Raw genomic sequence first — 15,033 nt, 5'->3', positions numbered from 1 at the left:
GCTGCTGGGGGCGGGCGACCTGCCGCTGGGGGCGGCGGCGCAGCGGGTCCTCGTTCGGGTCGAGGTAGTGGACCTGCGTCTGTTCGTTGCGGTCGCGGGCCGCGCGCAGCTGGTTCTGCCAGGGGTGCGGTTCCTCGGGCTGCTGTCCGCCGGGCTGGTGCGGCGGCACCGGCGGCATGACGGTCGTCGGGTCGCCCGCGCCCGCCGGTCCGCCGGTGTGCGGCAGGACGGTGGTGGCGTCGGAGGCGCCGGGCGGGTTGCCGGGGCCGGCGGTGTGCGGCAGGACGCTGGTCGCGGCGTTCGGGTCGTAGGCACCGCCGGGCACGGCGGCGGGCGCCGGGTCGGGCGCGAGCAGGTGGCCGACGCCCTCGGCGGCGGCGATCTGCATCGAGCTGGCGTGCACACCGACGCCCTCGGCGACGACCCGCAGGGCGCGCGCGAGGTTCTCGGCGCTGGGGCGGTCGTCGGGGTTCTTGCGCAGACAGCGCTCTATGACCGTCCACAGCGGTTCGGGCACGGTGGAGGGGCGGCGCGGTTCGGCGCTCAGGTGCTGGTGGAGTACCTCCAGGGCCGAGCTGCCGGAGAACGGCGGGCGGCCGGTGACCAGCTCGTACAGCAGGATGCCGGCGCCGTAGATGTCGACGGCGGAGGTCTGCGGGCGGCCCTCGGCGGACTCCGGGGCGACATAGGTGGGCGTGCCGACGAACTCGCTGGTGCGGGTGAGGCCCGGGGAATCGGCGAGGCGCGCGATGCCGAAGTCGGTGAGCAGCGGGTGCATCTGCCCGCCGTTCTGCAGGAGGAGCACGTTGGCCGGCTTCAGGTCACGGTGGACGACGCCGTCGGCGTGGCTCGCGGCGAGGGCGTCGGCGATCTGCGCGGTGAGCAGGGCGGCGGCGACGGGCGTGAAGGGGCCGTTCTCGCGGAGGTAGCGGTGCAGGTCGGGGCCTTCGACGAGGTCCATGACCAGGGCCAGCAGATCACCCTCGACGACCAGGTCGCGGACCCGGACGATGTTGGGGTGGGTCAGCCGCAGGAATACGGAGCGCTCCCGCAGGAAGCGCATCACGATGTCGGGGTCGCTCGCGAGTTCTTCCTTGAGGACCTTGATGGCCACGGTTTCGCCGGGCTGGCCGGCCACGGCCGCCTCGGCGCCCGCGGTCTCGCGCTGGCGGGCTCGCCAGACGGTGCCCGTGGCGCCGCGTCCGAGCGGCTCCTCGAGCAGGTACTTGCTGCCGACTGGCCGCACGTCACGCGCTCCCTGCTGCTTGCTTGCCTCTGTTCCGACCCACTGTAGTGCTGCGCCCCCGGCAGGGGGCTGTCCTCTTCCTATGGTCCTTCCGTACGCCCTTACGTACGGTTACGCGCCCCTCCCCGTACATGTTCGAAGGAAAGACGCTCGCCTCGGTCCGTTGGTTGCCGCAGGGCGGACGTGACCGATCTCAAGTGGTCATCCGTAAGCCATCGGTCAGGCACTTTTACGGGCAGAGCCGACCAATCAAGATCACTTGTTCCTCGGTGGCGGACACATTGTCGGTGACAGGTGCGAGGATGCCTGGAGTACTGGCCGACGTGCTCGTGTGGGGTGGGGGAAAGTCCGCGCCCGGGCAGAAGGGACCGCTGACGGCGATGCAGATCCGGCTGACCGTCGTAGACCCGCAGGGCCCGCCCGGGGACACGCGGGGCCGAGCCGCGAGCTGCGACGTGCTGGTCACGGCGCCCGCCGGCACCGCTCTGGCCGCGGTGGCGTCCGCTCTGGCCGCGGCGGTCTCCGGGGAGGGGGGCACTGCTCCGTCCGGGGGAGCCCAGCCCGTGCTGTACGCGGGAGTGCAGCGGCTCGACACCCAGCGCTGCACCCTTGGTGAACCCCCTCTGATCGACGGCGCAGTGCTCTGTCTGGGCGCCCCGGCCGACCCCGAGCCGCATCCGGAGGTCGACGACGCCCCGGCCCGGCTGCACGTGGTGGCGGGGCCGGACGCGGGCGGGGTGCACCTGCTGCACGGCGGGCAGATCCGCGTCGGCCGCTCCGCCGACGCCGACGTCCCGCTCGACGACCCGGACGTCTCCCGCCTGCACTGCGCGGTGACGCTCTCCGCCGACGGCCGGGTCACGGTCGCCGACCTCGGCTCCACCAACGGCACCACCCTCGACGGCACACGCGTGCAGAGCCGCCCGCTCCGGTTCGCGCCGGGCGCCCTGCTGCGGGTCGGCGAGTCCGCCCTGCGGCTGGCCCCGCCCGGCGGTCCCGCCGCGCGGGTGGCCACGACACCCGACGGGGAGGGACACGTCCGGGTACCGTCGGCGGGCCCGGAGCCCGAACCCGCCACCCTCGCCGACGTGCCGCCCGCGCGCGCGAGCGGCGACGACACCCCGTCCGCCCCCACCGGCCACGCCTACGGCACGGTCGACTGGCGCGGCTCCGCGCCCACCCGCGGCGAGCGCACGCAGGCCTCCCTGGTGCCGGGCCAGGGCAGCGCGCCGCCCATCGAGAGCCACGGCGCGACCCACGGCGGCCGCTCGGGCCTCGGCTCCTTCACCGACCCGTCGTTCACCGAGCCGCCGCCCTTCACCGACCCGTCGTTCAGCGGCCCGTCCGCAGCCCGCGGCCCGCACCAGCCCACCGTGGCGGAGGACGGCGGCGGCTCCTCGCGCAAGGGCACGCCCCTGCGCGGCACCGAGGTCCCCCAGAACCTGCGCAGGCGCGGCGGCCTGTCCGCCTGGGCCCGGCGGCTGGCCGGCGGCCGCGGCGGCCCCCAGGAGACGGACGATCCCGAGGCCTACGACGAACAGGTGACCGAGGCCGAGTGGGAGCCGCCCGCCGGGGTGCCGCCCGCCCCGGACACCTGGCCGGACCCGGCCGCCCTGCTGCTGACCGCGCTCGGTCCGGGCCCACGCCTGTGGGAGCGCCGGCCGGGCCACCCCGAGACGCTCACGGTCCGGCTGGGCACCGCCGACCGGCCGGCGCCCGACGGTTCGCTGCTGCCGGCGGTGCCGGTGACGGCGGGCCTGCGCGAGGTCGGCGCCCTGGGCCTGGCCGGACCGCGCCCGAGGCTGGCCGGGCTGGCCCGCGCCGTGCTGGCCCAGCTCGCCGCGCTGCACTCCCCGGACCTGCTGGAGATCGTCCTGATCAGTACGGACCGGGCGCGTTCCGAGGAGGAGCGGGTCGCCGAGTGGTCCTGGCTGGGCTGGCTGCCGCAGCTGCGGCCGGGGCACGGGCAGGACTGCCGCCTCCTCCTCGCCCACGACCGCGACCAGGCCACCGCCCGCACCGACGAACTGCTGCGCCGCCTGGAGGACCGTCTGACGGACGGCGCGGCGGCCCCGGCGCCCGTGCCCGCCCCGCGCGGCACACCCCATCGCCCGTCGTGGGCGGTGGCGGAGGACGCCGGGGACGGCTTCCCGGGCCCGTACACCGTCCTCGTCGTGGACGGCGACCCCGGCGGTGCCGACCTGCGCGAGGCGACCGCCCGGCTGGCGACGGCCGGTCCGCGGGCCGGGATCCATGTCGTCTGCCTGGCCGAGACACCCGCAGCCTCCCCCGCCGCGCCGGTGACCGACGTGTACGAGGCGGCCTGTGCGGCGGCGCCCACCTTCCGCGATTGCGGGGCCGTGGCGCTGCTCAGCGGAGACGTGGCGACCGCGCTGCGGCTGCTGCGGGTCGCCCCGGCCGGGTCGGAGTCCGAGCGGCCCGGCCCGGTGGGGCATGGCACGGTCGGCGCCGTCGACGCGGTCTCCGCGGCCTGGGCGGAGCGGTTCGCGCGGGCCCTGGCACCGCTGCGCCCCGAGACCGCCCCCGGCGGCGACCGCCCCGCGCGCGTGTCCGCCCCGCTGCCCCAGTCGGCCCGTCTCCTCGACGAGCTGGGCCTGGCGCGCGCGACCCCAGCCTCCCTGATGGCCCGCTGGGCCGACGCCGGCGACGACACCGAGGCGCTCGGCGGCCGGGTCTCGGCCGTACTGGGCGCCGGCCCGCGCGGCCCCGTCGGCGTGGACCTGTCCGCCGAGGGCCCGCATCTGCTGATCGAGGGCCCGCCGGGCAGCGGGCGTACGGAGCTGCTGCGGGCGGTCGTCGCCTCGCTGGCCGCCGCCGAGCGCCCCGACCGGCTCGGCATCGTCCTGCTGGACGGCCGGGACACCGTCGGCAAGGCGGGCGCCGGTCACGGCGAAGGCCTGCGGGTCTGCACGGACGTACCGCATGTGACCACGCATCTCACCGCCAACGACCCGGTCCGGATGCGGGAGTTCGCGCAGTCGCTGAGCGCCGAGCTGAAGCGGCGGGCCGAGCTGCTCGGGCGGTCGGACTTCGCCGAGTGGCACACGCACCGCGCGGTGTCGGGCCGTATCGTGCCGCAGCGCCAGCCGGTCGGCGGGGGCGGCGGCGCCGCCGACCTCGACGCCCCGCCCAGTTCGACGCTGCGGCTGCGCCCCGGCGCGGCGGCCCGCCGGCGGACGGAGGCGCCCCCTCCGCTGCCCCGCCTGGTCGTCGTGGTGGACGACCTGGACGCCCTGGTCTCCCCCGCCCTCGGTTCGCCCGGCCGTCCCGCCGCGGGTTCGGTGATGCGCGCGCTGGAGGCGGTGGCCCGCGAGGGCGAGCGGCTCGGCGTGCACCTGGTGGCCGCGACCGGTCCGGGCGGCCGTACGGCGGATTCGGAGCCCTCGCGGCAGGCCACTCTGCGGGTCGCCCTGGAAGCACCCGGCGCGGGCGCGGACGAACCGGCTCCCGGCCGCGGCCGGCTCCGGGGCGCGGACGGCCGGCTCACCCCGTTCCAGGGCGGTCGGGTGACGGGCCGTATCCCGCGCACCGCGACCCTGCGCCCCACGGTGGTCCCCCTGGAGTGGCAGCGCATGGGCGATCCGCCGACCCGCAGACCCGTCCGTGAACTGGGCAACGGCCCCACCGACCTCGCCCTCCTGGCCAGCGCCCTGGAGCGGGCGGCCCGCGAGGTCTCGGCGGCGGAGGTGCCTTCCCTGCTCTGAGCGCGGGCCTGGGCCTGTCTGACAGTTCCCGTCTGCCGCGCGACGCCATGCACCCTCCCCCACTGCCTTGAGGGCGTGGGAGGTGCCCCCACTCGCCGCACCGGGCGCAGACCCCAGTACGTCCAGTACGAGGGTCTACGCCCGGCGCTTCGAGAGCACGCACCTGACGCCGCGCGGCCGCCCTCCGGGCGACGACGGGAATTGTCGGACAGGCCCGAGCCCGTGCGGGGTTTGAGGAGGGCGTTACGACGCGGTCACGATCCCCCGGTCGACACCGCATGCGCACTTGCCGACCCTGCGCACCCGGCGTAGACCAGTGCCACGGGACAGCGCTCGATCGTTCGACGAGGAACGAAGAACGGGGCAGTGATGCGCAGCACGAGCAACACCATCCGGACACGCAGGACCGTGAAGGCGGCCGCCACGGTACTCGCGGGAGCCCTCGCGCTCTCGCTCACCGCGTGCGGCAGCGACGACGACAAGAGCGGCGGAAACGAGCCCACCGGCACGAAGGCGTCCGGCGACGCCCTGACCCTCCCGAAACTGAACGGCACGACGCTGGAGGTCGCGGCCGTCTGGACGGGCCCGGAACAGGCCAACTTCAAGCAGGTGTTGGCCGAGTTCGAGAAACGCACCGGCGCGAAGGTCACCTTCGTACCGGCGCAGGACCCGATCATCAACTTCCTCGGGTCGAAGATCGCGGGCGGTCAGCCCCCGGACGTGGCGATGCTGCCGCAGCCGGGCGCCATCAAGCAGGCCGTGGACAAGAAGTGGGCCAAGCCGCTGGGCCCCGAGGCCCTCAAGGAACTGCAGAAGAACTACTCGCAGGGCTGGCAGGACATCGGCAAGGTCGGCTCGGAGCAGTACGGCGTCTACTACAAGGCGGCCAACAAGTCGCTGATCTGGTACAACGCCAAGGTCTTCGAGAACGCGGGCGCGAGCGAGCCCAAGACGTGGGACGAACTGCTGTCGACGGCCCAGACGGTCTACGACTCCGGCGTCACCCCCTTCTCCATCCCGGGCGCGGACGGCTGGCCGCTGACCGACTGGTTCGAGAACGTGTACCTCTCCCAGGCCGGCCCGGAGAAGTACGACCAGCTGGCCAGGCACGAGATCAAGTGGACGGACCCCTCCGTGAAGGAGGCGCTGACCACGCTCGCGCAGATCTGGGGCAAGAAGGACTACGTGGCGGGCGGCGCCGACGGCGCCCTGCAGACGCAGTTCCCGAACGCCGTCACCCAGACCTTCACCGGCGGTGACCAGCCCAAGGCCGCGATGGTCTACGAGGGCGACTTCGTGCAGGTCAACATCGCGCAGACGGACGCGAAGGTGGGCACGGACGCGAAGGTGTTCCCGTTCCCGAAGGTCGGCGACACCGCGCCGGTGGTCTCCGGCGGTGACGCGGCGGTCATCCTGAAGGACTCGCAGGGCGCGCAGGCGCTGGCGACCTTCCTGGCCTCGCCGGACGCCGCGGAGATCCAGGCGAAGCTGGGCGGCTATCTCTCGCCGAACAAGAACGTCGACCCGGCGGCGTATCCGAACGACGTGCAGCGCAGGATCGCCGAGGCGCTGGTCGCGGCGGGCGACGACTTCCGCTTCGACATGTCGGACCAGGCCCCGCAGGCCTTCGGCGGCACGCCCGGCAAGGGCGAGTGGAAGGACCTCCAGGACTTCCTGAAGAACCCGACGGACGTGGCCGGCATCCAGGCGAAGCTGGAGTCGGACGCGGCAGCGGCGTACGGGAACTGAGCCGGTCATGGCATCGGCCGGTGCGGCGGGGGCTCCCGGAGCCCCCGCCCCTCCTCGTGTCCGCAAAAGCGTGACCGGCACCCGCAGGACCGTGGCGGCACTGTTCCTGCTGCCCGCCCTGGTGCTGCTGGGCGCGCTCGTGGTCTACCCGATCGGGTACTCGGTCGTGCGCAGTTTCTACGACCAGTCCGGCGACGGATTCGCCGGAATCGACAACTACAAGGCCCTCTTCACCGACGACGGCATCCGCACGGCGCTGCAGAACAACGTCCTGTGGGTGGTGTTCGCGCCGACCGTGGCGACCGCGCTCGGTCTGATCTTCGCGGTGCTGACCGAACGGATCCGCTGGGGCACGGCGTTCAAACTGGTCGTCTTCATGCCGATGGCGATCTCGATGCTCGCCGCCGGCATCATCTTCCGCCTGGTCTACGACCAGGACCCGGACAAGGGCGTCGCCAACGCGGTGTGGGTCGGGGTGCACGACTCGTTCGCGCAGTCCTCGGCGTTCCCCAAGGCCCACCCGGGCCGGCAGTCGCCGCTGGAGTCCGCGCAGGGCGGCGCCTTCCTCACCAGGGAGCCGGTCCGGGCGGGCGATCCGGTCTCCCTCCCGCTGGTCGGCGTGCCCCCGGACCAGATGCCCGACAGCGCGCAGAAGGCCGCGCCTGCCCCGTCCGAGCCGGGCAGGGTCACCGGCACGACCTGGCAGGACTTCACCCGCGGCAAGGGCGTCGGCACGCTCGGCGCCCCCGACCCGTCCGAGCTGGGCTATGCGGGGATGCGGATCGAGGCGGTCAAGGACGGCAAGGTCGTGGCCTCGACGACCGCCGCCGGTGACGGCACCTTCAGCCTGCCCGAAGCGGCCGACGGGGCGCAGTTGCGGCTGCCCGCGAGCAATTTCAAGGAGGCGTACAACGGCCTGGACTGGCTCGGCCCCTCGCTGGTCACACCGGCCATCATCGGGTCGTACATCTGGATGTGGGCGGGGTTCGCGATGGTGCTGATCGCGGCCGGGCTCGCGAGCGTGCCGCGGGAACTCCTGGAGGCGGCCCGGGTGGACGGGGCGAACGAGTGGCAGGTGTTCCGCAGGGTCACCGTGCCGCTGCTCGCGCCGGTCCTCGCGGTGGTCACCGTCACCCTGATGATCAACGTGCTGAAGGTGTTCGACCTGGTCTTCATCATCGCCCCCGGCTCCTCCCAGGACGACGCGAACGTGCTGGCCCTGGAGCTGTACCGCAAGGGCTTCTCCGAGGACCAGCCGGGCATCGCCAGCGCCATCGCGGTGTTCCTGCTGCTGCTGGTGATCCCGGTGATGTGGTTCAACGTGCGCAGACTGCGGCGGGAGGTCAGGCGATGAGCGGGCAGCTGTCGATCTGCTGGGGGCCCGGGGGTCGTCCCCCGGGTGAGCGCAGCAACGTACGCCGGCTGCGGCGGGAGGTCGGGCGATGAGCGGGCAGCTGTCGACGAAGGCTCCCGTCGAGTCGGTGAAGGCCGAGCGTTCGCTGGGCGGGCGGATCGTCGAGAAGATCAGCGGGGGTGCCGTCCGGGTCTTCCTGATCCTGGTCGGACTGTTCTGGCTGGTGCCGACGATCGGGCTGCTGATCTCCTCGCTGCGCTCCCCTGAGGACATGAGCGCGAGCGGCTGGTGGAAGGTGTTCGCGGAGCCGTCCCAGCTCACCGTGGACAGCTACCAGAAGCTGCTGGAGAACGGCGACATCACCAGCTCCCTCTTCAACACGGTGCTGATCACCGTCCCGGCGACGGTCCTGGTCGTCGTCATCGGCTCGCTCGCCGGATACGCCTTCGCCTGGATGGAGTTCCCGGGCCGGGACTGGTGGTTCCTGGCCGTGGTGGGCCTGCTGGTGGTGCCCGTACAGGTGGCGCTGATCCCGATCGCCGAACTGTTCGGCAAGGTCGGCCTGTTCGGGTCCGTCCTGGGGGTGATCCTCTTCCATGTCGGCTTCGGTCTGCCCTTCGCGGTGTTCCTGCTGCGGAACTTCTTCGCGGAGATCCCGCGCGAGCTGCTGGAGGCGGCCCGGCTGGACGGCGCCGGTGAGCTGCGCCTGTTCACCCGGGTGGTGATGCCGCTGGGCGGCCCGGCGATCGCGAGCCTCGGCATCTTCCAGTTCCTGTGGGTGTGGAACGACATGCTGGTGGCACTGGTGTTCACCAACGCCGACAGCCAGCCGATCACGGTCGCCCTGCAGACCCAGGTACGGCAGTTCGGCAACAACATCGACGTGCTGGCACCCGGCGCGTTCATCTCGATGGTGGTCCCGCTGGCCGTGTTCTTCGCGTTCCAGCGGCAGTTCGTGTCCGGCGTCATGGCCGGCGCGGTCAAGTAGGCGGTACGGCAAGGGGGGTGGGTGCCATCGGCCCGCCCCCCGCCGTTCACCCGGTGTCCCCCGGATGCCGTAGACGAACGTAACCAAGTCACTCCATCGGCCGTTGCCCGGACCAGGCCCTGTCGTCCGCGCCGACCCATGGATGTGCCTTGCCCAGGTTCAGTGTCATCGTCCCCGCGCACAAGGTTCAGGCGTACCTGCGCGAGTGCCTCGGATCCGTGCTGTCCCAGTCCTGCGCCGGCCCGGACCGCCCGATCGTCGTCCACGCCGAGGACCGGGCAGTCCACGAGGCGGCCCGCGGCACCTCTTTCGACGTGCGCGCCTTCCCGCCGGGCGCGGTCGCCCGCAGCGAGGACGAACTGGTCGACATCTTCACCACCGGCCACCGGCCACCGACCACTGGCACGGCTCCCGTCCGGCCAGCTGCGCGCCGCGTTCCGCGAGCGGTTGTGCCCCTACGACGACGGACGCGCCGCCGAGCGCGTCGTACGGCGGGCCGTGCTGGACGAGACGCAGGTGCCGCCCGTCGTGCCGCGCGCGGAGCGCCGTCCGATGCCGTCGGCGGCGGCGACGCCTCCGCGCCCCGCACCGGCCACCGTGCCGCAGCCTTCGGACCCCCGCGTCACCAGCCGCCAGGGAGCCCGCGTCACCGCCTGCCGGAACCGCGCGTGAACCCGCCGGAACCCGACCGAGCCAGACACAGAGAGAGCAGAATGCCCCGCTTCAGCATCATCGTTCCCTCCCATGGGGTCGCAGGCCGGCTGTCCCTGGCGCTGGACTCCGTCCTCGGCCAGTCCTTCGGCGACTTCGAGCTGATCCCGGTCTGCGACGCGCCCGACGCCCCGGCCGGGGCTCTCGCCGCCGGGTACGCCGAGCGGGACAGCCGGGTGACCCCGGTGTTCTCGCCTCCGTCGGCGGGGCTCGCGGGGGCGCGCGACAGCGGGATGCGGGCGGCGACCGGCACGTATCTGCTGTTCCTCGACGGTGACGACACCCTCGCGCCGGGCGCGCTGACCGCCCTGGAGACCCGGCTGGCCGAGACGGGCGAGGTCGACGTCCTGTACGCCGAGCACGAGCGGACCCCGTGGTGGGAGGGCGAGCCGGCCAACCCCGCGGCCCCGCTGCTCGCGAAGGCGCCCAAGGGGGCCTTCGCGCCCGCCGAGGCCCCCGAGATCACCGGCGTGCAGCTGCCCGTGTGGAGCGCGGCCTACCGGCACGGCTTCCTCACCGCGCACGAACTCACCTTCCCCACCGGGCACTTCACGGACATCGGCTTCGGCGGTCTGGTCACCGTGCACGCCGAACGGGTCGCGGTCCTGCGCTCGGTCGTCGTACGGCATCTGCTGCGGCGCCAGGGCAGCCGGCTCAACCTGCCGGGCGAGCACCACGCCGACCTGCTGGAAATGACCGATCTGGTGCTGACCGGGGCGGCCGGACGCGGCTTCGCCGGTGACCTGTTCGGCCAGCTCTTCGCCGCCGTGCTGAAGACGGCCGCGCACCCGGCCCGGCTGCCCGCCTCCGCCCGCCGCCCGTTCTTCCGCCGGGCGGCGGCGCTGTACCGGCGCCACCGGCCGGCCGGGTTCCGCAGGCCGGGCGGGAGCCTGGGGGTGCAGCACCGGCTGCTGGCCGCGGGGGCGTACACCGCGTTCCGCGCGCTGCGGGGAGCCAACCGGAAGCTGTCGGCCGCCGCCGAGCGGATCCCGCGCGCCCGCGGCATGCGCACCCGCCTGTACTACCGGCTGCAACTGCGCCGCCGTATCGACCCCCACCTCGCGGTGTACTGCGCGTACTGGGGCCGGGGTTACGCGTGCAGTCCCGCCGCCATCCACGCCAAGGCCGCCGAACTCGCCCCGCACATCCGCTCGGTGTTCCTGGTCGAGCCCGACCAGGCGCACGCGATGCCGCCGGGCATCGACCACGCCGTGATCGGCAGCCGCCGGGCCTGGCAGGTGCTCGCGCGCGCCAAGTACCTCGTCAACAACGCCAACTTCGCGGAGGGCGTCGTCAAGCGCGAGGGCAGCGTGCACGTACAGACCCAGCACGGCACCCCGCTGAAGAAGATGGGCGTCGACCAGTCGACGTACCCGGTGGTGGCGGCCGCCACCGGCAGCTTCACCAAGCTGCTGGGCCGCGTCGACCGCTGGGACTACAACCTGTCCTCCAACACCCACTCCACCCAGATGTGGGAGCGCGCCTTCCCCGGCTCCTACGAACAGCTGGAGTACGGCTATCCGCGCAACGACGTCTTCTGCACGGCGACCGCCGAGGACGTCGCCCGTGTCCGGCGCGAGCTGGGAGTCCCGGAGGGGAGGACGGCCGTGCTGTACGCGCCGACCCACCGCGACCACCGCACCGGCTTCGACGCGGGCCTGGACCTGGAGGCGTTCTGCGAGGCGGCCGGTGACGACGTCGTCGTGCTGCTGCGGGCGCACTACTTCTACGACCGGGGCGTACGCCGGGGCTCCGGCCGGATCATCGACGTGACCGCGCACCGCTCCTCCGAGGATGTGTGCCTGGCCGCCGACGCACTGGTCACCGACTACTCGTCGATCATGTTCGACTACGCCAACCTGGACCGCCCGATCGTCGTGTACGCCGACGACTGGGACGTCTACACCGAGACGCGGGGCGTGTACTTCGACCTGATGGCGACCCCGCCGGGACCGGTCACCCGGACACCCGGTGAACTGGCCCGCGTCTTCGCCGACGGCTCGTACGCCTCGGCCGCCTCACGGTCTCTCAGAAACATCTTCCGGGCCCGTTTCTGCCAGTTCGACGACGGCCGGGCCGCCGAGCGCGTCGTACGGCGGGTGCTGCTCGGCGAGCCCGCGGAGACGATCCCGCCCGTGCGGCCGCTCGCCGAGCGCGTCCCTGCCCCCGCCGCTTCCCCCCTCGTAAGGAGCTGACCACCGCAGTGCCCCGCTTCAGCATCATCATCCCCTGCTTCAAGGTGCAGGGCTTCCTGCGCGAGTGTCTCGACTCGGTCCTGGAGCAGTCGTACCGGGACGTCGAGGTGATCGCCGTCGACGACCGCTCGCCCGACGGCTGCGGCGCGATCCTCGACGAGTACGCGGCCCGCGACGACCGGGTGCGGGTCCTGCACCTGCCGGAGAACGCCGGCCTCGGCCGCGCCCGCAACGCGGGCCTGCCGCACGCGAGCGGCGACTACCTGTTCTTCCTGGACAGCGACGACACCCTCACCCCGGGCGCCCTGAGCGCCATGGCCGACCGCCTCGACGAGGCCGCCGACCCGGACGTCCTCGTCTTCGACTACGCCCGCACCTACTGGTGGGGCGGCACCCGCCGCAACGCTCTCGCGCACGTCCTCGCGGACTGCGGCGACGCCGCGTTCACGGCCGCCGAGCACCCGGAGATCCTCGATCTGCTGATGGTCGTGTGGAACAAGGTGTACCGGCGGGACTTCGTCGAGGAGAACGGTTTCCGTTTCCCGCCCGGTTACTACGAGGACACGCCCTGGACCTTCCCGGTCATGCTCAGCGCGCGACGCATCGCCACGCTGGACCGGATCTGTCTGAACTACCGCCAGCGCCGCCAGGGCAACATCCTGTCCACCACCAGCCGCAAGCACTTCGACATCCACGAGCAGTACGAGCGGGTCTTCGCCTTCGTCGGCTCCCGCCCCGAACTGGCGGGCTGGCGGCCCTACCTGCACCGCAAGATGGGCGAACACTGCCTGGACATCCTCGCCAAGCCGGACCGGCTGCCCCCGTCCGACCGGGGCGAGTTCTTCCGCCGTACGGCAGAACTCTTCGCCCGCCACCGTCCGGCGGGCGAGCCGGTGCCCGCCGAACTGCGCGTGCTGCGGGGGCCGTACGCCGGTTACGTGGCCTGGCGGCAGGGCGCGCGGGCCGGGCGGGAACTCGCCCGGCGTACGGCGCGGGCGCGTGGGGCGGCCGCGGCGCGCGCCCGCCGGGGCGTGAGCGCCGTGCAGGCCCGGCGCCCGCTGGACCCGCGGCTGGTGGTGTACTCGGCGTTCTCGCACCGGGGTGTCCTCGGCGACCCGGGGGCCGTGTACCGCAAGGCGCGGGAGATCGCCCCGCAGCTGCGCGGCGTGTGGGTGGTACGGGACCAGGAGACGGCGGACCGGCTCCCCGCTGGGGTCGAGCACGTACTGCTGGACTCCCCCGCGTACCGCCGGGTGACCGCGCGGGCCGGATTCTTCGTCAACAACGTCAACTGGCCGGGCACGCTCGCCAAACGCCCCGGCAGCGTCCACATCCACACCCACCAGGGCACCCCGCTGAAGCTCATGGCGGCCGACCTGCTGGAGCGGCCCGGCGCCCGGCACGGTGTGGACGTGCCGCAGATGCTGCGCCGCGCGGACCGCTGGGACCACAGCCTGGTCGCCAACCCGCACTCCGAGCTGGTCTGGGAGCGCGCCTACCCCTGCCACTTCACCTCGGCGCGCACCGGCAGCCCGCGCAACGACGTGCTGGTGACCGCCGACGCACAGGCCGCCGCGCGCGCCCGCGCCCGCCTCGGCCTTCCCGCCGGTCACACGGTCGTGCTGTACGCGCCGACCCGCCGGGAGTACGTCCGCGGCGGCCACGCCGACCGGATCGACCTGGCCCGGTTCGCCGCCGACCTCGGCGAGGGCCACACCCTGGTGGTGCGGCTGCACCCGTCCCTTGCGACCGGGCACGCGCGCGGGATGGGCCTGTCCGACCTGCACCGGCGCGGGATCGTGGTGGACGCGAGCGACGCCCCGGACGTCGAGGACGTGATGCTCGCCTCCGACGTCCTGGTCACCGACTACTCGGCCCTGATGTTCGACTACGTCCTCCTGGACCGGCCGGTCGTGGTGCACGCCGACGACTGGGCCGCGTACACGGCGAGCCGGGGCACCTACTTCGACATCACCGCCCAGCCGCCCGGCCATGTCTCGCGCGACTACCGGGAACTGGCCGCGCTGATGGCCTCCGGGAGCTGGCGCGACGCGGAGTCGGCGCGGCTGCGGGCCGGCTTCCGAAAGCGGTTCGGCGTGTTCGACGACGGGCTGGCCGCCGAGCGGGTCGTCCGGACGCTGCTGCTGGGCGAGGAGATGACCGGCCCCGCCACGGTCCGGGTGCCCGCTCCGGCCGTCCCGGGCGACGTGCTGGCGTCCAGGTGAGCCTGCGCCCGCGGGCCTGGGTGCTCGTCCTGGCCGTGGTGTACGCGCTGCTCCAGCTCGCGAACGTCACCGGCCGGTCCACCCCCGACAGCAAGAACTACCTGTCGTACGCGCTGAGTCTGCGCGGGGACGGCAAGCACGAGGCGGCGGTCGCGACGATCGACTGGGCGTGCGAGGGGGAGGCGTCGGTCGCGGCCCGCCGGCAGAACGCCGACGTGGTGCGGTTCCACCGCGCCGACCCGACCGCGGAGGTCCTCGCCGCGTGCCGGGAGCGGGAGTGGCGGGGCGTCGGGGCGCGGCTGGCGGCGGGGCAGACCGGCGGGCACACGGTGCCGTTCATGCCGGAGCGCTTCATGCGGATCTTCGAGGCGCGGCCCGGCTATCCGGTGTTCCTGGTGCCGTTCCTGACCCTGTTCGGCGTGACCTGGGGCATGTGGGCGGCGGGTGTCGCGGTGGCGGCGGCGGGCGGTGTGCTGGTCTTCCTGATCCTGCGCACCCTGCGCGCACCGGCCGGGGTCTGTGTGACCGGGCAGGTCCTGTACTACATCCTGCCGTGCGGGACGACCGCCATGCGCCCGATGACCGAGGGCCTGCTGCTGGCACTGACCCTGACGGCGGTGTGGGGCTGTGCGCTGGCCCTGGACGGACGGGTGCGGGCCGGGACCTGGCTGGTGGGCGGCGCGCTGGCCGCCCTGTTCACGGTCAAGCACTCGCAGGCCCTGTTCCTCGGGCTCGCCCTGGCCGCCGCGGGCGCGCTGATCGTCGTACGGCGTCGGCGGCGGGGCCGGCCCGCGGGGCGCGCGGTGGTGGCGGTGACCGTGGCGGGGGCGGCCCCGCCGC

General features: G+C 73.6%; 7 protein-coding genes and 2 pseudogenes. 8 read left to right on the top strand and 1 reads right to left on the bottom strand.

All coding sequences use genetic code 11. The annotated features are described in order from the left end of the window. The coding region (locus P1P75_RS31640) for a serine/threonine-protein kinase (RefSeq protein ID WP_319262041.1) at positions 1-1,246 on the bottom strand (1,246 nt) is incomplete at its 3' end. A 380-nt stretch (positions 1,247-1,626) separates the two neighbouring features. On the opposite strand from P1P75_RS31640, the gene P1P75_RS31635 reads away from it, so the two are divergent. From P1P75_RS31635 to P1P75_RS31600, 8 genes and pseudogenes are all read left to right on the top strand, one after another. Then, positions 1,627-4,971: an FHA domain-containing protein gene (locus P1P75_RS31635; protein ID WP_319262043.1), complete on the top strand. Its 3,345-nt coding sequence runs from the start codon at positions 1,627-1,629 to the stop codon at positions 4,969-4,971. Positions 4,972-5,340: 369 nt separating this feature from the next. Beyond that, positions 5,341-6,720, top strand: coding sequence for an ABC transporter substrate-binding protein (locus tag P1P75_RS31630; protein ID WP_319262038.1), 1,380 nt, complete (start codon positions 5,341-5,343; stop codon positions 6,718-6,720). Positions 6,721-6,790: 70 nt separating this feature from the next. Further along, a complete protein-coding gene (locus P1P75_RS31625) occupies positions 6,791-8,074 on the top strand; it encodes a sugar ABC transporter permease (protein WP_319262035.1) in 1,284 nt (427 codons plus the stop codon). Between the two features lie 88 nt (positions 8,075-8,162). Beyond that, positions 8,163-9,062, top strand: coding sequence for a carbohydrate ABC transporter permease (locus tag P1P75_RS31620; RefSeq protein WP_319262032.1), 900 nt, complete (start codon positions 8,163-8,165; stop codon positions 9,060-9,062). A gap of 245 nt (positions 9,063-9,307) precedes the next feature. Next, a pseudogene (locus tag P1P75_RS31615) lies at positions 9,308-9,734 on the top strand (CDP-glycerol glycerophosphotransferase family protein); the annotation flags it as partial. A 41-nt stretch (positions 9,735-9,775) separates the two neighbouring features. Then, a complete protein-coding gene (locus P1P75_RS31610) occupies positions 9,776-11,968 on the top strand; it encodes a CDP-glycerol glycerophosphotransferase family protein (protein ID WP_319262029.1) in 2,193 nt (730 codons plus the stop codon). Positions 11,969-11,976: 8 nt separating this feature from the next. Continuing rightward, positions 11,977-14,193 (top strand): CDP-glycerol glycerophosphotransferase family protein, encoded by a 2,217-nt coding sequence (locus tag P1P75_RS31605; RefSeq protein ID WP_319262026.1) that lies wholly within the window; start codon positions 11,977-11,979, stop codon positions 14,191-14,193. A 2-nt stretch (positions 14,194-14,195) separates the two neighbouring features. Further along, positions 14,196-15,033: pseudogene (locus tag P1P75_RS31600) on the top strand (hypothetical protein); the annotation flags it as partial.

The organism is Streptomyces sp. ID05-39B (assembly GCF_033794725.1).
GTDB classification, from domain to species: Bacteria; Actinomycetota; Actinomycetes; order Streptomycetales; family Streptomycetaceae; genus Streptomyces; species Streptomyces bobili.
The sequence above is the reverse complement of the archived record's forward strand: the minus strand, read 5'-3'. Positions and strand labels throughout refer to the sequence as shown.